A 21,907-nucleotide genomic window follows, 5' to 3' on the forward strand; every position below is an offset into this window, starting at 1 on the left:
CTTTCAAAGAAAGGATACCTTCATGAGTTTCACCCGCATTAATGGGGTATTGCATGCCGAGCAATGTTCACTACAACAGCTGGCACAGCAATTTGGCACACCACTCTATGTTTATTCAAAAGCGACTTTTGAAAAGCATTATCTAGACATGGACCGTGCATTTGACTTTATCGATCATCAGATCTGTTTTGCCGTAAAGTCAAACTCCAATCTTGCGGTATTGAATGTACTGGCAAAGCAGGGTGCTGGCTTTGACATCGTGACTGGTGGTGAACTGGCACGTGTGCTGAAAGCGGGTGGTGAACCTTCGAAAATCGTATTCTCAGGTTTAGGTAAATCTGAAGCAGATATCAAGAAAGCATTAGAAGTCGGTATTGCCTGCTTTAATGTGGAATCTTATGCCGAGCTAGACCGTATTCAGAAAGTGGCAGCAGAGCTTGGTGTTAAAGCACCGATTTCTTTGCGTGTGAATCCAGACGTGGATGCCAAAACGCATCCATATATTTCAACTGGTCTGAAAGAAAACAAGTTTGGTATTCCATCCGATAGCGTATTTGAAACTTATCAATATGCAGCATCGTTGCCAAACCTTGAAGTGGTTGGGATCGACTGCCATATCGGTTCACAGCTGACTGAAACCCAGCCATTTGTCGATGCACTGGATCGTGTCATCGTGATGATTGATCAGTTGAAAGAACTTGGTATCAACCTTAAACATATTGATATCGGTGGTGGTCTGGGTGTGACGTATAAAGATGAGACACCGCCATCTGTTCAAGAATATGCCAATGCGTTACGTCCTGCTTTGGAAAAACTGGGCCTGAAGGTGTATATGGAACCGGGACGTAGTATTTCTGCGAATGCGGGTGTGTTGCTGACCAAAGTAGATTTGTTGAAACCGACTAATCACCGTAACTTTGCCATCATTGATGCGGCGATGAACGACCTGATTCGTCCAGTTTTATATGAAGCCTGGATGGACATTCAGTCTGTAACGCCGCGTACGGATGTCGAAACCAAAGAATGGGACGTGGTTGGCGCGATCTGTGAAACTGGCGATTTCTTGGGTAAAGAACGTGAGCTTGCGATCAAGGAAAATGACGTGCTGGCAGTGCTGGGCGCGGGTGCATACGGCTTTGTCATGAGTTCAAACTATAATAGCCGTGGCCGTGCTGCTGAAGTGATGGTCAATGGCGATCAGGCGCATCTGATTCGCGAACGTGAAACAATCGAATCATTGTGGGAACGTGAGCGTTTATTGCCTTAAGGAGACTAAATAATGTTACTTGAATTTACCAAGATGCATGGTCTGGGCAATGACTTTATGGTGGTTGATCTGATCAGCCAGCGTGCTTACCTGGATACCCTGACCATTCAACGTTTAGCGAATCGTAATTTTGGTATTGGTTTTGACCAGCTACTGATTGTAGAACCACCTGACGTACCGAGTGCTGACTTTAAATACCGTATTTTCAATGCCGATGGTTCTGAAGTAGAGCAGTGCGGTAATGGCGTGCGTTGCTTTGCCCGTTTTGTGCATGAACGTCAGTTGACTACTAAAACTAAGATCAAAGTACAGACCAAATCCGGCATTGTGGAACCTGAATTGGGTGCCAATGGCTGGGTACGTGTGAATATGGGTTATCCAAAATTCCTGCCACAGGAAATTCCATTCCTGGCAGATGAGCCGGAAAACCTATATGACATTGATCTGGCTGATGGTGAGAAGCTGACCATTGATGTGGTCAACATGGGCAATCCACATGCGGTAACAGTCGTGTCGGATGTGATCAATGCTGATGTCGCACGTATTGGTCCACAAGTGGAATCACATGAGCGTTTCCCTGCGCGTGTCAATGCTGGGTTTATGCAGATCATTGATGAAAAACATGCACGTTTACGTGTCTATGAGCGTGGTGTTGGTGAAACACTGGCCTGTGGTACGGGCGCCTGTGCTGCTGCCGTTTCAGGCATGCGCCGTGGCCTGCTTGCCAACAATGTCGAGATTGAACTGGCTGGCGGTAAGCTGCAGATCGAATGGAAAGAAGGCGATGTGGTCTGGATGACTGGACCAACCGCGACCGTTTACGAAGGTCGATTGGACTTACGCTATTTCCAAAGCTAATTCAAACTGAATACTTAAAAAGCACCATTCCAGAATGGTGCTTTTTTTATGCTAGGATAGCTTGTATATATATTCCAAAATGACTGAAATGAATCAGCTTGTATTTCTGCCTGGAGCATCAGGAAGCCGGAATTTCTGGCAACCATTGATTACATCTCTGCAGCCTAAACATTATCAGGTACTGGCTTATCCCGGTTTTGATGGGGTAGAGGCACATCCGGATATTCAGAATCTTGGAGGTTTACAGCAGTATCTATCAACTCAGATAGCAGATGACTCGATCCTGGTTGCGCAATCGATGGGCGGGGTGCTTGCTGCTGGATCAGCCTTGACCCAGCCAGAACAAGTGAAAGCACTGGTCTTGATCGCCACTTCAGGCGGATTAAACCTGCAAGGATTTGGCTGTGCGGACTGGCGAACTGATTACCGTGAGCAATATTCGCAAGTGCCAGACTGGTTTGTTACAGATCAAACAGTATTTTCAGCAGAGCAATTAGCGCAAATTAAAGTACCCGTATTATTAATTTGGGGAGATCAGGATCCTTTAAGTACTGTTGCGGTTGGGCAATATCTGTCAAACGTTTTTGGGAATGCACTATTGCATGTAATTCAAGATGCAGATCATCAGTTTGCATCTTCTCATGCTGAGCAGGTGAGTAAGCTCATACAATCCTTCTTCGAAAAATTAAAGGATGTTGAACATGCATCCCAATGAATTATTACTGATCTGGCTGAAAGAACGGGAAATTCAGAACCAGTCCAAACATACCTTACAAGCTTATGAGCGTGATGTTTCCGACTTTCTGAATTTTTGTCAGCGGAATGCTTTAGCACTTGCTGATGTTGAATCGACTGATTTGCGCCAGTTTATGGCGGAAAAGGTCGAGCAACAGGGCCTAAGTTCCAGCAGTTTACAACGTTTACTTTCAGCAATTCGTCAGTTTATGAAATGGGCCGAACAGGCACAGCATCTCAGCTTTAATCCGGCAGATGACTTTCAGTTGAAAAGACAATCGCGTCCTTTACCCGGTATGGTCGACATTGAAACCATTAACCAGATTCTGGATCAGCCCGAACCTGAAGGTGAAGTGCAGCAGCAGATGTGGAAACGCGATAAGGCAATTCTGGAGCTGCTTTATTCCAGTGGATTACGTTTGGCTGAAGTGCAAGGTCTAAGAATTAAAGATATCGATTTCAACCGTCAACTGCTTCGAATTACGGGTAAAGGGAATAAAACCCGTATTGTGCCATTTGGTTCCAAGGCCAAAGACAGCGTCATGGCCTGGTTGCAAATTTATCCTCTATGGAATGGCGACTTTGTGCCAGAAGCAAATGTTTTTATTACCCAGAAAGGGAATCTACTAGGAGCAAGACAGATTGAAAACCGGGTCAAGTTGCAGGCGCAACGTGCAGGCGTTAATGTTGACTTGCATCCGCATTTGCTGCGTCATTGTTTTGCCAGTCATATGTTGTCGAATAGCCGGGACTTACGTGCTGTGCAGGAAATGCTAGGACATAATAATCTGACCACAACCCAGATTTATACGCATGTCGATTTTGATCATCTAGCACAGATTTATGATCAGGCGCATCCACGGGCACAACATAAACCTGAAAATTCTTAAGAAATCACCTGAAAAAATACAAGTTGGCATAAAACTTTCATAAAGAATATTTATGATGAGAGAAATGGAATGACTGTGGAGAATATTTCACCATGGTCTTATTCGCGAGAAGCTTAAATTCAGGTATAAAAAAAGAATAAAATTTAAGCTGAAAAAATAGGGTATGGCTGAAAGAGTTCAGCCTGACAGGACTGGAAGCATATGGGCACAGAGATTATTGTAGATATACAACAAAAATATGATCAGTTGAGCGAGGCTCAACAGGAAATTTTTGCAGGTTATGGTTTACGCCAGATCAAACATTTTGTAGAAATCAGCCTGCCAAATATTGAGGCATCTTTACCAGAAGGTGCACATGTGCAGGGAATTAATACAGATGGCAAGGTTCAAGCTTATAATCCTGATACTCATGAATACTATATCTGGATTTCAGACTTGCAATGGCAAGCGACCACACGTGCAACCAAAGCGGTAGATTTGAAAGAAGATGCGATCGAAATCTGGAAAATCTTTGATTTAAAATCTTATGAACTGATTGATCTCAGTCATGTGCACCGCGACTTTCTGGAAAGTCGCGTTTAAGACTGATTGTGAATAAAAAAGGACGATATTTATCGTCCTTTCTATTTTGCCAATTTTAAAGGTCATCCAACGGCAGCTGAAAACTCTGCTTGATAATCTGGCTGGGTAAATCTGTTTTGACGCTGGTAATGCCATTCTTCTTGGTCAGATGCGTGGACTGGAACTTACGATAACTTTCCAGATCTGGTACCACGACTTTTAGCATCGCATCACATTCACCCAAAATAATATAGCACTCCATGACTTGCGGTAATTCCTTCATCGCTTCAATAAAGGTATCAATAGTTTCAGCATCCTGACCCACCAGCCAGATACGAGAAAATAAAATCAGCTGAAAGCCAATTTTTTGCTGATCCACGATAGTAGTATAGCTTTGAATTACGCCGGCATCTTCAAGCAGTTTGACCCGGCGCAAGCAGGAAGAAGGCGAAAGACCAATTTCCCTTGCCAGATCGTTATTCTGAATCCGGCCATTGGCTTGCAAGTGCTGAATGATATTTTTATCAATACGATCGAGTTTTACTCGAATAGACTTGGAAGATATCTTCATAAAATAGAATAATATTCTAAAAATAAGACTTATTATAAAATAAATTGAAAGCCTATTTTGTAAAAAATCGCAGATACTAATTTCACTTTCCGACATGTAACAAGGAAAAGGAAATGTCTGTATTTGCACTCTTTGCACTGACCGTGCTCCCCCTAATTTTTACACCTGGACCAGATATGCTATTTATCCTGTCTCAAGTGATGGGTAAAGATGCAAAAGCAGGCATGATGGCAACTGTAGGGGTGTGCTCAGGTTATTTGGTGCATTCAATTTTGGTGGCACTGGGGATTGCAGCAATCATTGTTTCTTTCCCAATTTTGTTTGAGACCATTCGCTGGTTAGGGATAGCTTATCTATTATTTCTGGCATTTAGTCTGGTTAAATCGGTATTCAGTAAAAATAAGCTGACCATTGAAAAGAAAACATCCAGCAATCCGGTAAAAAAAGGTTTCTTTACTGCACTACTGAATCCAAAAGGCATGCTAATTTACTTTGCGATTCTGCCGCAATTTATAGATAAAAGCGGAAACACAGTCAGCCAAGGTTTGATTCTTTCTTTTATCTTTATTGGAATGATCTTTGTGGTGTACTGTGCCTTGAGCCTTTTGTTTGCCCGACTGATCCGTTCGACTGAGATTGATGAGCGTAAGCAAAAATGGATTGATGGCACTTCTGGCGGTTTGCTGGCGCTTGCTGCATCATGGCTCATCATTAATTAATGAGCCATAAGATCTACATAAATTCCTATTAAAAGCACGCATTGCAAGCGTGCTTTTTTCATCTATTTTCTTATAAAAATTATTTCTTGATATTTCATTGCTCTATTTATAAAGAGGGAATTTTAACCGGATCTGGAGGATTTAATCGAATCTTTTACCATATGTCAGAAATGACAAATTCGGATAAGAGTAATTTGTATTCTTTCCACCCATGGCGACATGAAATGCAATTAAATTCTATAAAATAGATCAAATCTTTTGATGTGCTTAATCAAATAAAAAGATATTAAAAATCAACAGTTAAATTTTAAATAAAATGATTGGAATTTGTTCTGGATAAATGTCAAATCTTGAAATGTGAACGCGACGTTCAAGGAAAATTACGTTTTTTACACCCTATTGTTGAATTGTGACTTGACCGAAATGCCGAACGCATTGCAAGATAGGGCACCTAAAAAAATTTAAGTGAAGAGTTATTCTAACTTTTCTAAATATTTACATTTGCTAAAACAGCCGAGGATTACATGAAGGCTCTTGTTGCTGTAAAACGTGTGGTTGATGCCAACGTTAAAGTTCGTGTTAAACCGGACAACAGTGGTGTTGACTTAACAAACGTTAAAATGTCAATTAACCCATTCTGTGAAATCGCAGTGGAAGAAGCGGTTCGTTTAAAAGAAAAAGGAACTGTTTCAGAAATCGTTGTTGTTTCTATTGGTCCTAAAGAAGCTCAAGAACAAATCCGTTCTTCTATGGCTCTTGGTGCTGACCGCGGTATCCTAGTTGAAGCTGATGACAGCCAATTAGGTGCTCTTGAAGTAGCAAAAATTCTTAAAGGCGTTGTTGACGCTGAACAACCACAATTGATCCTTCTTGGTAAACAAGCAATTGATGACGACTCTAACCAGGTTGGGCAGATGCTTGGTGCACTTTTAGGTGCAGGCCAAGGTACTTTCGCTTCTGAAGTGAAAGTTGAAGGCGACAAAGTACAAGTGACTCGTGAAATCGACGGTGGTTTACAAACTGTTGAATTGAACCTGCCAGCAATCATTACCACTGACTTACGTTTGAACGAGCCACGTTATGCTGCTCTTCCAAACATCATGAAAGCGCGTAAAAAACCGCTTGATACTAAGTCTCCTGCAGATTTCGGGGTTACCACTACAACTAAACTGAAAACAGTGAAAGTTGAATCTCCTGCAGAGCGTAAAGCTGGCGTACAAGTGAAATCTGTAGACGAACTTGTAGAAAAATTGAAAAACGAAGCGAAAGTGATCTAATACAGAAGGATAAAAATCATGAGTATTTTAGTTATCGCTGAGCACGACAACAAAGCATTAAACGCTGCTACTTTAAACGTTGTTGCTGCGGCGCAAAAAATCGGTGGTGATATCACTGTATTAGTTGCTGGTTCTGGCGCTCAAGCAGTTGCTGATCAAGCAGCTAAAGTTGCGGGCGTAAGCAAAGTATTGCTTGCTGACGACGCTGCTTATGCAAACCAATTGGCTGAAAACGTTGCTAAATTAGTTGCAGAATTAGGTAAAGGCTACAGCCACATCCTTGCTGCTTCTACAACAACTGGCAAAAACATTCTGCCACGTGCAGCTGCTTTGCTAGACGTAAGCATGATCACTGACGTGATTGCGGTTGATTCTGCAAATACATTCAAGCGTCCAATCTACGCAGGTAACGCGATTGCAACTGTAGAATCTTCTGAATCAGTTGTAGTTGCAACTGTTCGTGGTACTGCATTTGATCCAGTTGCTGCTGAAGGTGGTTCAGCTGCGGTTGAAGCTGCTACCGCGACTGGTGATGCTGGTATTTCTAAGTTCATTAATGAAGAAATCGTTAAATCTGAACGTCCTGAATTAACAGCTGCTCGTATCGTTGTTTCTGGTGGTCGTGGTGTTGGTTCTGGTGAAAACTACCATAAAATCCTTGATCCACTAGCAGACAAACTTGGTGCAGCTCAAGGTGCATCTCGTGCCGCAGTTGATGCTGGTTTCGTTCCTAACGATATGCAGGTTGGTCAAACTGGTAAGATCGTTGCACCTGACCTGTACATCGCTGTAGGTATCTCTGGTGCGATCCAGCACTTGGCAGGTATGAAAGAGTCTAAAGTGATCGTTGCAATCAACAAAGACGAAGAAGCACCAATTAATGCAGTAGCTGACTACTGGTTAGTAGGTGACTTGAACACTGTTATTCCAGAATTAGTATCTAAAGTCTAATTCCTGAATACAGTTTAAAAGACGCTCTTGTGCAGGCAATGAAAGCAATGCTTTCTTGCTCTGTCCAGGGGCGTTTTTTTATTTATAATGAAAATAAGGAAAATAATAATGAAAGTTTTGATGTTGTCTCTATATCAGCCTTTAATTGAAAATGCCCGGTTTTATCGATTGTTTTGTTCGACTCTAATGCTATTCATTCTTGCTGTATTAGCTTATTTGATAGTCTTAATGCAGATCGCTGGACTGTGGTTTATTTTTGCTGCTTGTAGTGTTGCAGGGCTTATCTATCTGATCTATTTGAACACGCTGTCAGATGCCAAGGTGCTTGCAAAAGCAGAGCAATGGATCGAACTCGATAACCAGCGCTTTCAAAACAGTGCGTATGGTATACAAGGCGATGCACTGATGGTATTGGTGCTTATTTTTCCTTTTGTATTATCTACATGGTTATTGTATGGGTGGTCTAAATTATTTAAAAAATGAGCATTAAAATTTGAATAATGATTAGAAAGTTGGTTTGAAAATAAAAATAAGATGTGTTGCTTTTGACACTTGATAAGATAGGTATCAAGCTAGCTTTAGAAGATTTAAAAGTAATGCTAATAATCTATTTTAATTTGCTTGGCAGCTTAACGACGTTTCCCTATGAACTATGATGATCTAATGCCCTGATTTATGCTGGTAATGCTGATTGTCATTTGGTTTTCGATTGCTTTGCCGTTGATGCAGCAAGATTTTCACACAGAAAAATCGTCTTGGTATGCTTGATCAGCATGGAAAAACTGCGGATTCAGCACAAGATATTTCCATTCATAAAATGCGATAAATCAAGCTCAGAATGAACCGCTGTGTGCAGCGGTTTTTTTATGCGTTAAAAATTGTGAAGTGGTTAAAATTTCTACTAAAAATCCTTTGGATAGTTAGGTCTGAAACGGCTTAATTTAACCTGATTTATGCTATACTGTCCGACTGAATTTTAAATATTGGTTCAGCGTTTTTTGAACCAATTTATAGCTGGATTTACGACATATAAATACAGGCTAAACAGAGCCTGTAGAATAAGGAGTATGCATGAGCGTATCGGAAATTAGACCGATTGCCATTGAGGATGAACTTAAAAGCTCATATCTCGATTATGCGATGAGCGTGATTGTGTCACGTGCATTGCCAGATGTACGAGATGGTTTAAAACCGGTTCATCGTCGTGTGCTTTTCGCAATGCACGAATTAGGCAATGACTATAACAAAGCATATAAAAAATCTGCACGTGTAGTCGGTGACGTAATCGGTAAATATCACCCGCATGGTGATTCTGCCGTTTATGAAACCATTGTCCGTATGGCACAGGACTTTAGCTTGCGTTACCAGTTGGTAGATGGCCAAGGTAACTTTGGTTCTGTCGATGGCGATAGTGCAGCGGCAATGCGTTATACCGAAGTGCGTATGCGTAAGCTGACCCATGAGCTCCTTGCTGATCTTGAAAAAGATACTGTGGAATGGGAAGACAACTACGACGGTTCTGAGCGTATTCCTCAAGTCATGCCAACGCGTGTACCGAACTTGCTCATTAACGGTGTTGCCGGTATTGCGGTAGGTATGGCGACCAACATGGCACCGCATAACATGACTGAAGTCATTAATGCCTGCCTGGCTTATGCCAATGATCCAAATATCAGCATTGAAGGGCTGATGGAACACATCTCTGGTCCAGACTTCCCTACAGGCGGCATTATCTACGGTAAATCTGGCATCGTGGATGCCTATCGTACCGGTAAAGGCCGTTTGCATATTCGTGGTAAATACCACATCGAAGAAGATGCAAAATCTGGCCGTACCACAATTGTGTTCACTGAAATTCCTTATCAGGTCAACAAAGCGAAAACGATTGAACGTATCGCTGAGTTGGTAAAAGAGAAAAAACTCGAAGGGATCTCTGAACTTCGTGACGAATCTGATAAAGAAGGGATGCGTATTGCGATTGACCTGAAGCGTGGTGAAAACGCTGAAGTGATCGTGAATAACCTGTTCCAGAATACCCAGTTAGAAAACTCTTTCAGCATCAACATGGTCTGCCTGGACAATGGCCAGCCGAAGTTGATGAACCTGAAAGACATCATTGCGGCGTTCATCCGTCACCGTCAAGAAGTGGTAACACGTCGTACTATGTTCGAACTGCGCAAAGCGCGTGAACGTGGCCATATCTTGGAAGGTTTGACAGTTGCGTTAGCCAACATCGACCAGATCATTGAAACCATCAAGACTTCTGCAAACCCAACTGAAGCGCGTGAGCGTTTACAGGCAGGTGAGTGGGCAGCAGGTGGTGTTGCAGCGTTGCTTGAAAAAGCAGGTGCGGTTTCTGTACGTCCTGACGAAATTGAAGGCGAAGATCCAAACCGTCCGTTCGGTATTGATGGCGATGTATATCGCTTATCACCGACACAAGTTAATGCGATCATGGAACTTCGTCTGCATCGCTTAACTGGCCTTGAGCAAGATAAGCTGCAAGCTGAATATTCTGAAATTCTTGCGCAAATCGCTGAATACACTGCCATCTTAAATGACTTTAATTTATTGATGAACGTGATTCGTGAAGAACTTGCATTGATTCTTCAGCAATATGGCGATGCTCGTAAGACTGATATCGTTGAATCTCGTATCGACTTCTCTCGTGAAGATCTGATTCCTGAAGAGCAAATGGTTCTGACCGTTTCAAAAACTGGTTATGCGAAAACTCAACCATTGTCTGACTACGCTGCTCAACGTCGTGGCGGTCGTGGTAAGTCTGCAACCAGCATGAAAGAAGACGATTACATCCAGCATATGGTGGTCACTTCGAACCATGCAACTGTACTCTGCTTCACTAATGTCGGTAAGGTTTACCGTCTGAAAGTCTACGAAGTGCCACAAGCATCTCGTGGTGCCAAAGGTCGTCCAATGGTGAACTTGTTGCCGCTGGATGACAACGAAACCATTACTGCAATCTTGCCAGTAATTGATGCACCGAAGAAATTCAAAGAACGTTTGGCTGATTTCAAAGCATTTGTAAAAGCCAATGCTGCACAGCTACAAAGTAATGAAGTGATCAATAGTCACTTTGCTGCGCTAGAAGCTGCACTTGCTGAATCTGAAGATGGGGCAGATGACATTTCTGATGCACTTCGTGTTCAGTTGAAAGAACTTGGCTTAGCGCTTTCTACGACTGATCTTGATGATGACATCATTAATGACTTCGCACAGCAAGCAGAAGCTGTTCGTAAGAACTTCTATGTGTTTATGGCAACCGAGTACGGTACGATTAAACGTGTAGAACTGGAACAATTCTCGAATGTTCGTTCAAACGGTTTACGTGCGATTGAACTGAATGGCGATGACACCTTAATTGGTGTTGCGATTACTGATGGTGAACAGCAAATCATGTTGTTCTCGAACGAAGGTAAAGCCATCCGTTTCGCAGAAACTGATGTACGTTCAATGGGTCGTTCAGCCAAAGGTGTACGCGGTATGCGCGTAACGATTGGTGCTTCTCAAGTTGAAGATACAGAAGATGCAGATGTTGAATCTGATGATGAAGATGCAACTGAAGCAAACTTCATTAGCCGTATCGTCTCTCTAGTCGTTGTACCTGAAACCGGTGAAGTGCTGTGTGCATCTGCAAACGGTTATGGTAAACGTACCCCAGTCGATGACTTCCCAACTAAAAAACGTGGCGGTAAAGGTGTGATTGCGATCAAGACCTCTGAACGTAACGGTGAGCTGGTGGGTGCAGTTGCAATTGACGCTTCTAAAGAGCTGATGCTGATTTCTGATGGCGGTACTTTAGTGCGTACTCGCGCATCTGAAGTGGCACAAACTGGCCGTAATGCACAAGGTGTTCGTCTGATCCGTCTGGCTGAAGATGAAAAACTGGTTGGCGTAGAAGCGATTGAAGCCGTTGAAGATGAAGAATTAGAATTGTTGGAAGAGACAGAAGTTTCTGAAGATAATCTGGCTGAAACTCCTAATGCTGTAGATGCAGCGCAGGATGACGAGAATAAAGCTGAAGACTAAGTCTTTACTTCTTATAAAAAGGGCGCTTCGGCGTCCTTTTTTACAGATTTTACTGGGAATGACCATGATGAAAACTAAATTGATGTTACTGGCTGGGTTATCCGTTCTTGCTGGGTGTAGTAATAATGCTAAGCAAGTCCCTGATCCAAGTGCAGCACAAGTGCAGGCGGCGGAAATCGCCTATAAAGATCTCCGTGATGGTAAGTATGAAGAATTTTTGAGTTATCTAGATCCGAAGCTACAGCAATATTTTCAGGAAAATCAGAAAACCATGAAGAAGTTTTCACATTCCATTCCTGAAGGTGAATACAAGTCTAAGACCTTAATGGTTAAAACTTTTGTCGAAGGAACTGGTAAGCTAAGCGAGTATAAGGTGAGCTATGAAATTGCTTACCCTAACAATCTGGTGCAATACGATGTCAGCTTTGATAAGCCAAATGGCAGCGCTAAAATTCAGAACTTTTATATTCGCGTGTATGGGGAATAAGCATTTAGCTGAACGGAGTTAAAGCTTATTTAATACGAGGACGTAAGCGATAATAGCCTAAGCTAAAGCAAACGATCCCAACAATCAGCAGATAGGTGAGTTTTCCTAAAACCATGCTGGTCGGTACACCCATCTGATTCAGCTGGATAAACATCTGTACGATCTGTGTCGAAGGCAATGCCTGTCCTAAAATTTGCATCCAAGCCGGCATGGCAGCATGAGGCCAGGCGACCCCGGATAGCATAAATAAGGGGATCGAGGTAAACACGATAACGTGTCCGGCACGTTCTGGCATATCCAGAAAGCTGGCAAATAGGGTCGTAATACCAATCATGCAGAATACAAAGATTGGTACAGCCAGCAGCATGCCCCAGAAATTTCCACCACGGGGATAATCAAAATACCAGAAGGTAAAACCAAACAGGTAATAACACCCCAGACAACCAATAGTCAGAATCGCCAGACTAATTCCAAATAAACTGGTTAAATTAATCATTTGTTTATTTTCCCGATATAGTGCAATCAACATGCTGAGTCCCAGAAAAATAGTCTGATGAATAATCAGTGGTGCAACAGCCGGAAACACATAGCTGCCATAGCCAGAAAGTGTATTAAAGAGTGGAATCTGGTGAATGGACAGGGCAGGAGAGAAGTGTGAAATCTCGCTAAAGCGTTCTGCATATTCACTTAAGGTATTTTCCACTGAAGAGACCAAGCCCAAACCAATCTGTTTGGTAATTAAAAAGTTAGCAGCACTTAAGTATAACCCAATTCCACCATTTTCGCCGTGCCGGATGGATTGTGAAAGGTTGTCTGGTAATAACAAGATTCCATCTGCTTTCTGAGATTCTACCCATTGTTTGGCCTCAGCAAAGTTCCCGGTGATTGCCTTGATCTGGACATTCGGGCTTTGGCTGACATGACTGATAATACTATTGGTTAAAGCGCTTTGTTCTTCATCGACAATAATGATCGGCAAGGCTTCTGCCTGTTCAGCCTTATACGCTGTGGGATAGAAAAAGCTGTAAAAAAGTACAGATAGAATCAACGTGGTAAAGATACTAGTATTGCTGACAATATCTTTAAAGGTTTTGCAGTACGTTGTCCAGAGTGCTTTCATGTCGGCACTCCTTTCGCTATTTTCTTTAAAAATACATAGGCCAATACAGCATAAAGCACCACATAGGCAGTCAGTATGAGGATTGGCTGAACCGAAAGATATAGTGGACTACCAATCACCCATTGCTCCGTCTGTAATTTGGCATAAGGCGTATAAGGAATAATGTTGGCCCAGAATTGAGTAAATAATGGGGCATTATTGAGAGGTAAAGTAACACCAGCAAAGCTGAGAGAAGAACCGCCATAGACTGCCAGTAATCCAAATGATTTGGTCAGGTCCTGCGTTGCGAGTACTACAGCACTACTGATAAAGGCATAAGCACTATAGAACAGTATTTGTGCCAATAGAATCAGCCATAATGAACCGGCAATAAACCATCCGCGGAATTCCACCATCCATAACATCCAAGCCCAAGTCCATAGGCAGAAAATTGTGATATAGACCAGATTTTTAGAGAGCAAGGCTGACCAGAGATTTTGTCGGTTAATCCAGTCATTGAAAGTATGTCGTTTTAATTCCTGTCCTACAGCGAAAGCCACACAGCAACATAGTAATAAATGCAGAATAGCCGGAACCATATAAGGTTCCAGATAAAATTCATAATTTAGTTGTGGGTTATACAGTGGGGAGATTTTAATATTTGGTGTCGGTGCATCCAGATACGGTAGAGTATTTCCTAAATACTGTTTACCGGTAAATTCAGCCATCGCCTGTAGCGTGCTTAATAACATGGCAGAAGAAATGGTATTGCCAATACTGAAATAGCTCTGATTAAAAGCAATACTGATTTCAGCATCCTGAGCTTTCACTAATCTTTGTTCTGCGCCCGCAGGAATATGGATATAACCCCAGACTTTATTCTGATTCAGCAGTTTCTCTACTTCAATAGTCTGATCAGAAACGGTATGTACCTGCAGGGTATGATTTAGTGATAAATGATCATGAATCTTGTTACTCAGACTACTTTGATCCTGATCAATAATCGCGATCGGCAAATGATCAGGCTTACCGTGAGCAAACATGCTGCCGAGTAAAATCAAAATGCAGGCAGGGGCTAGCAGAACCAAGGCCAGATCCCATTTTTCCTTGAGTAAATAGCACAGTTCGCGCCGGATGCCTGCCCACATTATTTTGCAGACTCTTTCAGCGTAAACAGCACACTCATACCAACTTTCAGTTCAGGAATTGAAGTTGCTGGTACTAGATGAACTTTGAAACTACGAACATCATAGCCGCCGGTTTGGCGTGTGGTTTTGATGGTGGCAAATTCACCTTCAGCACTGATACTTTTAACTTTAAATATCGCAGTTTTATTGAGTGCCGGGATAAAGCCTTCAAGCTGCTTTTGTTCACCTAGAGAAGTATATTGATCTTCACGGATATTCAGGCTGATCCAGCGTTCTGCCGAAATCAGGCTGACCACTGGAACTGCAGTTGCAACCAGTTCAGAGAGATTGCCATAGGTTTTAGATACGGTGCCATCAATTGGTGCCAGTAATTCAGTTTCTGCTTCTAGTGCGTTGGCTTCAGCCACTGCGGCACGGGCAATTTCCACCTGAGCATCTGCTGAACTTTTCTGTTCTGGGGTACTGCCACGATTGGCACGGGAATATTGTTGATAGGCAGCTTCTGTCATCTGCGCCGCAGATTGTGAAGCCGCATACAGTTCATCTCGGCGCTGACGGGAGATTACACCTTCCTTAAACAGATTAGCGCCACGATGATATGAAGTTTTAGCCAGCTGTTCCTGTGCTTTAAGCGATTGCCAGTTGGCATACAGTGAAGCGACATTTTCTTCTTGTGCTCCGCGTTCAGCTGTCGATTGCAGGGCTAAGGCAGACTGCAAGCTTGCCAAAGCCTGCTGCTTTTTCGCTTCTATTTCAGGACTATATAACTTGACCAGCACCTGACCTTGCTTGACTTCATCGCCTTCCTGCACATAGATCTTTTCAATCCGGCTCGGCACTTTGGTCGCGACCTGAACTGTTTCTGCCTCAACCCGACCTTGCAGCTCGATGTCTTTGGGTTGATAGGTTTTCCATAAGCCAAAACCAATCAAAACTAGGATGACAGGAATCAAACCTAGCAACAGATATTTCTTGTTAGACTTTTTCTGTTTTGTTTCGGCAGGACTTTCTGTGTGTGGCTCAACCTCATTCATTTCTGAAGCCGCTTCATTAACAGGATGTTCTGGCTTTTGCTCATCAGTCATGTTTAGCTCCATTAACGAATATAGTGGGTATTGGCATGTTGCATATAATCTGGAAATTCAGTAATTGAACCATGACTTTGCAATAAAGTGGCAAGGGACATGACATATTTATAGGCATTCAGAGCCATCTCAGCTTTTAGGCTGCTTAGCATATTTTGCGCATCAATGACCTGAGTTGCAGTGCCAACATCTTCCTTAAAAGATAGTTCCTGAATCCGTAGATTTTCTTGTGCTACTTTCAGATTCTGTTGCAGTAACAGATCACTTTGCTGCGCACTAGCTGCTTCACTAAATGATTTATAAATCAGGTTCTCAATTTCCTGCTGGGTACGTGCTGTCATCAGTTCAGCAGCATAGCGTTTTAGTTCAGCTGCCTGAATATTCTTGTTTTTATCAATACCTGAAAACAGGTTATAGCGTGCTGCGACACCGACAATCCAGTTCTGATGCTCATCCAGGCTGTACTCACCAAAGGCAAAGACATTCGGTCTTTTTGTTGCCTGTTGCGCTTTGACATTGGCTTTGGCTAGCTTAGTATCCATCTGCATTTTTTTGATCAGCGGGGAGTTCTGGTTAAAACTGCTGAGCAGGATATTCACATTTTGCGGTTCAGCACGATTTACAAATAAGGGCGTACTTAGCTCGGTAATATTACTATCCTGTAGCAGATTATTTAGCTGGAACAGGGCAGCATTCAGATTCGCCTGGGTATTTTGCTGTGTTCGATCGGCGTTATTGCGTGCCACTTCAAACTGCATGCGCTGACCTTTGCTAATAAATCCTTGCTGTTCCATTTTCAGGGCATTACGGTAATGCTGCTGCATGGCATTGGAATTAGAACGTGCAGCTTCCAAAAGCTGTTTTTGCAGTTGTACATTAAAATAAGCCTGAATCAGTTCAAAACGTTGCGTGTCCTGCTGTTGCTGATTGCTTAGTTCACTGCGTCCGGCCTGAATACTGGCTATTTCCTTTGCACTGCTGGTCAGTCCACCAGTATAAAGTGGCATCATCACTGAAACAGTCGGGCGAATAACTTCATCTCTCAGGACGACATTAGATGAATCTGGAATTAAGCCGACACCGTCCTGAATAGGTTGCTTCAGACCTTCTTTAAGCGGATCAGCAATATTCTGATCTAAATTAAATTCATCAATTTTATTATTTAAGCCATTGGTCAGTGACTGCTCAAGGTTATTTTTAACAGCGCCTAAAGGAATATCCAATTCATTACGAAAGGCATAAGCCCGGACATTTAGATCAACCCGTGGCAAACCGATACCTTTAACTGCTTCTGCTTCAAGTTTTGCAGCCTGTTCCAGATTCTGGAAAGCCTGGCTGCTATAGGAACGTTGCAGCAATTGTCGTTCTGCATCCTGAAAGCTGATGCTTTGCGCATAGGCAAAGCTGCCATACATCATGGATGCAAGCACAGACAGACCCCAGTAGATACATCGTTTATTTTTCTTCATATTCATAAAGTGGAGATGTAAAAGTCACATTAAATCAGTTTTATGGACATTATAAATCAAGTGCTTGCAGATAAGGGGACAGTAAAGTTGTAGTAGTGTTGTAATCCATATAAATAGAAATCTATAGTATCCAACTTTAGGGCTCTACTGATTCAAATGAGTCTTGAGCTAAGAACAATATCTTGAAGTCATTCATTATTTAATTCTTGTTCAAATTATGTGATGACTCAAAGGAACTAACAACTTTTGCATGACCTAGGACAGACTTATTTCTTCTGAATGATTTCCTGTAAATGAAATCACTGAGTTAGGCAATAAATATATAACTAATTCAAATTATCCCTCGAATCTACATTGATTTTTTGACTCTATCTTCACTCCTAGATAGAAATAATTTTGTGCAAGCTAAGCCGAGATATGGTTAAATGCCATCATTTTATTGTGTTTCACTCTGAAAGGAAAAATCATGCGCGCGTACAACTTCTGTGCTGGTCCTGCTGCATTACCTACTGCCGTTCTTGAAAAAGCTCAAGCTGAAATGCTCGACTGGCAGGGCAAGGGTCTTTCGATCATGGAAATGAGCCACCGTAGTGCAGACTACGTCGCGGTTGCTGAGAAAGCAGAAGCAGACCTACGCAAACTCATGAACATTCCTGAGAACTATAAAGTATTGTTCGTTCAGGGTGGTGCATCGCTACAGTTCTCTGCAATTCCATTGAACTTGCTCGGTAAAAATAACAAAGCTGACTATATCCATACTGGTATCTGGTCTGAAAAAGCACTAAAAGAAGCAAAACGCTATGGTGACATCAATGTCATTGAAGCAGGTACTAAAACTGCTGACGGTAAATTAGCGATTACTGAGCAAAGTACCTGGAACCTGTCAGATGATGCTGCTTATGTGCACTATGCAGATAACGAAACGATTGGTGGCCTGCAATTTGCCCATATTCCTGAAACTGACAAGCCATTGGTGTGTGATTTCTCTTCAAGCATTTTATCTGCGCCAATCGATGTAACTAAATTTGGCCTGATCTATGCCGGTGCACAAAAGAATATTGGTCCTGCTGGTCTGACGCTGGTCATTATCCGTGAAGATCTATTGGATCAAGCGAAACCGGAAATTCCAAGCATCCTGAAATATGCAGATCAAGCGAAAAACGGCTCTATGGTGAACACTCCATCAACTTATGCCTGGTACCTGTCAGGTCTGGTATTTGAATGGTTGTTAGAGCAGGGCGGTGTAGACGCAATTTATAAAGCTAACCTCGCAAAAGCTGAACTGCTGTATGGTTATATCGACTCTAGCGATTTCTATGCAAACCCGATTGCCAAAGAAAACCGTTCAATGATGAACGTGCCATTTACTTTGGCGAAACCTGAACTGGAAAAACAGTTCCTGAAAGAAGCTGAAGAAAATCATCTGTTGAACCTTGCAGGTCACCGTTCAGTAGGTGGTATGCGTGCAAGTATCTACAATGCGGTTCCGCTTGAAGGTGTTCAGGCACTGGTAAAATTCATGGATGAGTTTGCAAAACGCAATGCTTAAATCCAGCATGCAAAAAACCCAGCTCAGGCTGGGTTTTTTTATCTTCCGATTCTGAAAATTAAAACACGAAAAGATGAAGTAGAAAGGCGCAGATCAGCATGCCCAAGGCAAAAAACAAGCATGACATCATGTCAATGTCATAGCTCGAGCGAAGATGATGCTCGACTTGATGTAAATTTTCTTCCTGTACGATTTTCATAGATATTATTGTCCGATCTATTTATCGTTAATTACTATTTGTTATGAGCCTTTTTATCATAAAAAATTGGTTAAATAAAGTACATTCTTAATTTAACTGCATAAAATTATTATTTTTTTATCCATTAAATAAATCTATTTATTTAATCCTGCGAAAGCAAGAGTCACTGTTTACAGGGTATTGCCAATATCATAAATAATATTCGTTATTTTAAAAATGAATTTATTTGAATTTAAAATTGTGGATAAGTGATTAATTTGTGAATTTATAAAGTGTATTTAGAAGAGTAAATTGTGGATAAAATAACCAGCTCAATAAAAATCATTAATGAAAATCTTTATTTAAAAAAAACAGGAGATATTCAACGGATGTGAATATTTCCTGTTTTTGAATTTAAACTGTAAAATTTTTAGGCTTTGCTATAAATGTTGGCCTGAATCCACAGGTTGCCACGGATATATTGCCCGATGCTAAAGTCTTTATGTGCTGGATTGCGCGTAGCAACACGGAGCAGGGTGGCAGGACGACCTTCATCATGAATCAGGGTGACATCATAAAGCGTGTATTCCTGATCCATAAATTGCATTGAAGTCTTACCGACAATATTGCCCTGGAACCAGGCTTCATCTTCCTGACCAATGGTTTCACCATAGAGGTAAGCCACCATTTTAGAGAAATCTACAGTAACCGGAGCTTTATCATCTTCAGATTTAGGTTCCCACGCATCAATCTGTTCCTGCAGATTTTCTGGTGCAACGCCATTGTTGGCTGCCAGAATATCATTCAGCGCACGGTGATGTTTGATTGAAGCCGGATCATCGACAATCAGATGTTCATGTTCTGCTACAGGCTCGAGTTCATAAGCCCAGGCATTCAGATTCACCAGATAATTTTGATCTTTATCATATTGTGTATGATTGACGCTATACAGGCTGTCAAACGCATACACAATATTGTTCAGACCCAGATTCAGGCGTAAGACCGCTTGAGTATTGGACTTGCAGCTGATAATCCGTTCAATTTGTGCCTTTACTTTATAAGGACTGTCGAAGCATGGAAAGGCAGTTTTGACTGCTTTGGGTTTATTGCTTTCCACCTCAATGATCTGGCTTAACTGCACAGTGGCCTTGCTCGGACCCTGAATCAGCCAGGTGTTTTCATCCATATCGCATTCTTGTTTGCAGAGACCCATCGGCATGACCGGGGTATCAAGTGCCTGAGTTAACCACTTCGGTACATCGGTACCTGGATTGTCTGTAAGGAGATTCCAGTGTTCAACATGACTACCGAAGTTTTGATCATCGATAATGATGATCTCAGGACTGTTTGAATTTTTCATATGCACAATTGATCTGGGATTGCTTATTTATAGTTAATCGAGGGTCATTCTGATTTTTCAAGTCAATCAGATGAATTTTAAAATTAAATTGCCATCAGATTCTTGTCAATTCTTATTCGCAGTCCAGAGATTAGCATAATTTTAATCGTCCAAAGGGCGTACGAAACGTCATCATATCAAAAGGGTATAAAGAAAAACGGAACGATGAGCACTGCATTTGCTAGAATAGATGACATTTATTTCTATCCCGGACCCATGCGTGTTGCCATTCAAACTTTGGGTAGATGCCGATGCATTACCCCGTATTCTTAAAGATGTCATTATTCGCGCTTCAGACCGTTATCAGCTTGAAGTGACCTTTGTAGCAAACCAGCCTGTAGGGATCACTCCTTCAATTCGTATTAACTCGATTCAAGCACTCAGTGGTGCCGATGCGGCAGATCAGGAAATTGTAGATCGCATGAATGAACATGACATCGTGATTACCCAGGATATTCCGCTGGCGGCACAAGTCATTGAAAAAGGTGGTATTGCCATTCATCCACGAGGTGAAATCTATACCACGGCCAATGTCAAGGCGCGTCTGCATTTGCGTGATTTTATGGATACGCTGCGTGGCGCAGGGGTACAAACTGGCGGACCGCCACCAATTTCTGAGCGTGATAAACGCGAGTTTTCCAGTTCACTCGATCAAACCATTCAAAAGCAAAAGCGTAAAACAGCTGCAAAATAACGAGAAAATTTTCAAATGCCCAAACAAAGTAACCTGATGGTAACCTATGCCTTACTGGTTTTCATCTGGTCCACCACACCACTAGCAATTGTCTGGAGTGTGGAAGATCTGCATCCAATGTGGGCATTGGCAATCCGGTTCTTCCTGGCTCTGCCTTTGGCTTTGGGACTACTTTGGCTGTTTAAAACCCGGTTACCATTTGATCGTGTTTCCTTGCACAGCTATCTGGCAGGGGCCTGCAGTTTTATCGGCTCGCAGACCTTTACCTATTGGTCTACAGATTATCTTAGCTCCGGTATCATTGCCCTGATGTTTGGTCTTTCACCTGTGATTTCCGGCCTGATTGGGCGCTTCATATTTGGGATGCATCTTTCTCTCAATCAATGGCTAGGGATGACAATTGCCTTAACAGGACTTTCCATCATTTGTCTGGGGGATGCAGATCAGCATCTTCAACCAGTCGGGATTGTGATTGCGCTAATTGGTGTACTGGTTTATTGCATGTCTATGTATTGGGTGAAAAAGATTAATGCGCCAATTGACCCGATGGCACAGGCAGCAGGCTCGATTGGCTTGTCAGTAATTTTCTCTATCGGTATGCTGCCTTTTATCTGGCAATATGCACCCACTGCCATGCCACATGCCAAGAGCCTATTTGGATTAGGGTATGCCGTGATAATGGCTTCGCTGATTGCGATGTTCTGTTATTTTAAACTGGTGCAGAAGATCAAACCGACTACCTTGTCGCTTACCAATGTATTGACACCGATGTTGGCACTAATGATAGGCGCTTTACTGAATAATGAAAAATTGCCCCTCATTGCTTTGGTGGGGGTCGTAATTTTATTGTCTGGTCTTGTTGTATATTTCCTGAAAGAAATTCGGGCGAGCATTCAGGCCCGTCATAAAAAGCAATAATTTAG

At 42.2% G+C, this 21,907-nt stretch carries 20 protein-coding genes; 14 read left to right on the forward strand and 6 right to left on the reverse strand.

Features of this window, described 5'->3' with window-relative positions; translation table 11 throughout:
- The first annotated feature begins 22 nt into the window (after positions 1-22).
- The 5 genes from lysA (at position 23) to BS636_RS09585 (ending at position 4,332) form a co-directional block, all read left to right on the forward strand.
- Positions 23-1,267 (forward strand): diaminopimelate decarboxylase, encoded by a 1,245-nt coding sequence (lysA, locus tag BS636_RS09565; protein ID WP_099338540.1) that lies wholly within the window; start codon positions 23-25, stop codon positions 1,265-1,267.
- 12 nt (positions 1,268-1,279) lie between these two features.
- Entirely contained in the window at positions 1,280-2,125 is an 846-nt protein-coding gene (gene dapF / locus BS636_RS09570; RefSeq protein WP_099338541.1) for a diaminopimelate epimerase, read from the forward strand.
- A gap of 88 nt (positions 2,126-2,213) precedes the next feature.
- A complete protein-coding gene (locus BS636_RS09575) occupies positions 2,214-2,840 on the forward strand; it encodes an alpha/beta fold hydrolase (RefSeq protein WP_099339642.1) in 627 nt (208 codons plus the stop codon).
- A complete protein-coding gene (locus tag BS636_RS09580; protein WP_171266007.1) occupies positions 2,827-3,750 on the forward strand; it encodes a tyrosine-type recombinase/integrase in 924 nt (307 codons plus the stop codon). Before BS636_RS09575 ends, BS636_RS09580 begins: the two co-directional genes overlap by 14 nt.
- Before the next feature lie 201 nt (positions 3,751-3,951).
- Positions 3,952-4,332: a hypothetical protein gene (locus tag BS636_RS09585; RefSeq protein ID WP_099338543.1), complete on the forward strand. Its 381-nt coding sequence runs from the start codon at positions 3,952-3,954 to the stop codon at positions 4,330-4,332.
- A 55-nt stretch (positions 4,333-4,387) separates the two neighbouring features.
- Here the strand turns inward: BS636_RS09585 and BS636_RS09590 are convergent, their stop codons facing one another.
- The gene (locus BS636_RS09590) at positions 4,388-4,882 is read right to left on the reverse strand and encodes an Lrp/AsnC family transcriptional regulator (RefSeq protein ID WP_004815034.1); all 495 of its coding nucleotides are present in this window, start codon (positions 4,880-4,882) and stop codon (positions 4,388-4,390) included.
- A gap of 113 nt (positions 4,883-4,995) precedes the next feature.
- Here BS636_RS09590 and BS636_RS09595 point away from each other — a divergent pair, with 113 nt between their 5' ends.
- The 6 genes from BS636_RS09595 to BS636_RS09620 all read left to right on the forward strand — a co-directional run bounded on the left by BS636_RS09595 (position 4,996) and on the right by BS636_RS09620 (position 12,363).
- Positions 4,996-5,601, forward strand: coding sequence for a LysE family translocator (locus BS636_RS09595; RefSeq protein ID WP_099338544.1), 606 nt, complete (start codon positions 4,996-4,998; stop codon positions 5,599-5,601).
- Between the two features lie 524 nt (positions 5,602-6,125).
- Positions 6,126-6,878 carry an electron transfer flavoprotein subunit beta/FixA family protein gene (locus tag BS636_RS09600; RefSeq protein WP_099338545.1) on the forward strand — a complete coding sequence of 251 codons (753 nt, stop codon included), beginning with the start codon at positions 6,126-6,128 and terminating at the stop codon, positions 6,876-6,878.
- 18 nt (positions 6,879-6,896) lie between these two features.
- Positions 6,897-7,829, forward strand: coding sequence for an electron transfer flavoprotein subunit alpha/FixB family protein (locus BS636_RS09605; protein ID WP_099338546.1), 933 nt, complete (start codon positions 6,897-6,899; stop codon positions 7,827-7,829).
- Between the two features lie 108 nt (positions 7,830-7,937).
- Positions 7,938-8,312, forward strand: coding sequence for a hypothetical protein (locus BS636_RS09610; protein WP_099338547.1), 375 nt, complete (start codon positions 7,938-7,940; stop codon positions 8,310-8,312).
- Positions 8,313-8,900: 588 nt separating this feature from the next.
- Positions 8,901-11,876 (forward strand): DNA gyrase subunit A, encoded by a 2,976-nt coding sequence (gene gyrA / locus BS636_RS09615; protein ID WP_099338548.1) that lies wholly within the window; start codon positions 8,901-8,903, stop codon positions 11,874-11,876.
- A 67-nt stretch (positions 11,877-11,943) separates the two neighbouring features.
- Entirely contained in the window at positions 11,944-12,363 is a 420-nt protein-coding gene (locus tag BS636_RS09620) for a DUF4878 domain-containing protein (protein WP_171266081.1), read from the forward strand.
- A 25-nt stretch (positions 12,364-12,388) separates the two neighbouring features.
- Here the strand turns inward: BS636_RS09620 and BS636_RS09625 are convergent, their stop codons facing one another.
- From BS636_RS09625 to BS636_RS09640, 4 genes are read right to left on the reverse strand one after another with little or no spacing between them, the layout of a single operon-like run.
- On the reverse strand, positions 12,389-13,483 hold the full coding sequence (locus BS636_RS09625; protein ID WP_099338550.1) for an ABC transporter permease: 1,095 nt from the start codon (positions 13,481-13,483) through the stop codon (positions 12,389-12,391).
- Positions 13,480-14,610 carry an ABC transporter permease gene (locus BS636_RS09630; protein WP_099338551.1) on the reverse strand — a complete coding sequence of 377 codons (1,131 nt, stop codon included), beginning with the start codon at positions 14,608-14,610 and terminating at the stop codon, positions 13,480-13,482. The genes BS636_RS09625 and BS636_RS09630 overlap by 4 nt, the downstream gene beginning before the upstream one ends.
- Positions 14,610-15,695, reverse strand: coding sequence for an HlyD family secretion protein (locus tag BS636_RS09635; RefSeq protein ID WP_099338552.1), 1,086 nt, complete (start codon positions 15,693-15,695; stop codon positions 14,610-14,612). Before BS636_RS09635 ends, BS636_RS09630 begins: the two co-directional genes overlap by 1 nt.
- 11 nt (positions 15,696-15,706) lie before the next feature.
- A complete protein-coding gene (locus tag BS636_RS09640; RefSeq protein WP_099338553.1) occupies positions 15,707-17,170 on the reverse strand; it encodes a TolC family protein in 1,464 nt (487 codons plus the stop codon).
- 460 nt (positions 17,171-17,630) lie between these two features.
- Between BS636_RS09640 and serC the strand changes: the two genes are divergently transcribed.
- Entirely contained in the window at positions 17,631-18,713 is a 1,083-nt protein-coding gene (serC, locus tag BS636_RS09645; RefSeq protein ID WP_099338554.1) for a 3-phosphoserine/phosphohydroxythreonine transaminase, read from the forward strand.
- Positions 18,714-19,321: 608 nt separating this feature from the next.
- Here serC and BS636_RS09650 read toward each other — a convergent pair.
- The gene (locus tag BS636_RS09650; RefSeq protein WP_099338555.1) at positions 19,322-20,251 is read right to left on the reverse strand and encodes a hypothetical protein; all 930 of its coding nucleotides are present in this window, start codon (positions 20,249-20,251) and stop codon (positions 19,322-19,324) included.
- Between the two features lie 229 nt (positions 20,252-20,480).
- Here BS636_RS09650 and BS636_RS09655 point away from each other — a divergent pair, with 229 nt between their 5' ends.
- Together BS636_RS09655 and BS636_RS09660 are read left to right on the forward strand one after the other, a co-directional pair.
- Entirely contained in the window at positions 20,481-20,984 is a 504-nt protein-coding gene (locus BS636_RS09655; protein ID WP_163165409.1) for a YaiI/YqxD family protein, read from the forward strand.
- A gap of 15 nt (positions 20,985-20,999) precedes the next feature.
- Positions 21,000-21,902, forward strand: a complete 903-nt coding sequence (locus BS636_RS09660) for a DMT family transporter (protein WP_099338556.1) — start codon at positions 21,000-21,002, stop codon at positions 21,900-21,902.
- Positions 21,903-21,907 lie beyond the last annotated feature (5 nt).

Origin of the sequence: Acinetobacter sp. LoGeW2-3, from assembly GCF_002688565.1 — a bacterium.
GTDB lineage: Bacteria > Pseudomonadota > Gammaproteobacteria > Pseudomonadales > Moraxellaceae > Acinetobacter.

Excerpts from the sequence above, each read along its gene's own strand:
- BS636_RS09610 (WP_099338547.1), top strand. The coding sequence starts at position 7,938 with ATGAAAGTTTTGATGTTGTCTCTATATCAGCCTTTAATTGAAAATGCC.
- BS636_RS09580 (WP_171266007.1), top strand. The coding sequence starts at position 2,827 with ATGCATCCCAATGAATTATTACTGATCTGGCTGAAAGAACGGGAAATT.
- BS636_RS09640 (WP_099338553.1), bottom strand. The coding sequence starts at position 17,170 with ATGAATATGAAGAAAAATAAACGATGTATCTACTGGGGTCTGTCTGTG.
- lysA (WP_099338540.1), top strand. The coding sequence starts at position 23 with ATGAGTTTCACCCGCATTAATGGGGTATTGCATGCCGAGCAATGTTCA.
- BS636_RS09660 (WP_099338556.1), top strand. The coding sequence starts at position 21,000 with ATGCCCAAACAAAGTAACCTGATGGTAACCTATGCCTTACTGGTTTTC.
- BS636_RS09590 (WP_004815034.1), bottom strand. The coding sequence starts at position 4,882 with ATGAAGATATCTTCCAAGTCTATTCGAGTAAAACTCGATCGTATTGAT.
- BS636_RS09625 (WP_099338550.1), bottom strand. The coding sequence starts at position 13,483 with ATGAAAGCACTCTGGACAACGTACTGCAAAACCTTTAAAGATATTGTC.
- gyrA (WP_099338548.1), top strand. The coding sequence starts at position 8,901 with ATGAGCGTATCGGAAATTAGACCGATTGCCATTGAGGATGAACTTAAA.
- BS636_RS09655 (WP_163165409.1), top strand. The coding sequence starts at position 20,481 with ATGACATTTATTTCTATCCCGGACCCATGCGTGTTGCCATTCAAACTT.
- BS636_RS09635 (WP_099338552.1), bottom strand. The coding sequence starts at position 15,695 with ATGACTGATGAGCAAAAGCCAGAACATCCTGTTAATGAAGCGGCTTCA.
- BS636_RS09605 (WP_099338546.1), top strand. The coding sequence starts at position 6,897 with ATGAGTATTTTAGTTATCGCTGAGCACGACAACAAAGCATTAAACGCT.
- BS636_RS09630 (WP_099338551.1), bottom strand. The coding sequence starts at position 14,610 with ATGTGGGCAGGCATCCGGCGCGAACTGTGCTATTTACTCAAGGAAAAA.
- BS636_RS09650 (WP_099338555.1), bottom strand. The coding sequence starts at position 20,251 with ATGAAAAATTCAAACAGTCCTGAGATCATCATTATCGATGATCAAAAC.
- BS636_RS09575 (WP_099339642.1), top strand. The coding sequence starts at position 2,214 with ATGAATCAGCTTGTATTTCTGCCTGGAGCATCAGGAAGCCGGAATTTC.
- dapF (WP_099338541.1), top strand. The coding sequence starts at position 1,280 with ATGTTACTTGAATTTACCAAGATGCATGGTCTGGGCAATGACTTTATG.
- BS636_RS09600 (WP_099338545.1), top strand. The coding sequence starts at position 6,126 with ATGAAGGCTCTTGTTGCTGTAAAACGTGTGGTTGATGCCAACGTTAAA.
- BS636_RS09620 (WP_171266081.1), top strand. The coding sequence starts at position 11,944 with ATGAAAACTAAATTGATGTTACTGGCTGGGTTATCCGTTCTTGCTGGG.
- BS636_RS09595 (WP_099338544.1), top strand. The coding sequence starts at position 4,996 with ATGTCTGTATTTGCACTCTTTGCACTGACCGTGCTCCCCCTAATTTTT.
- serC (WP_099338554.1), top strand. The coding sequence starts at position 17,631 with ATGCGCGCGTACAACTTCTGTGCTGGTCCTGCTGCATTACCTACTGCC.
- BS636_RS09585 (WP_099338543.1), top strand. The coding sequence starts at position 3,952 with ATGGGCACAGAGATTATTGTAGATATACAACAAAAATATGATCAGTTG.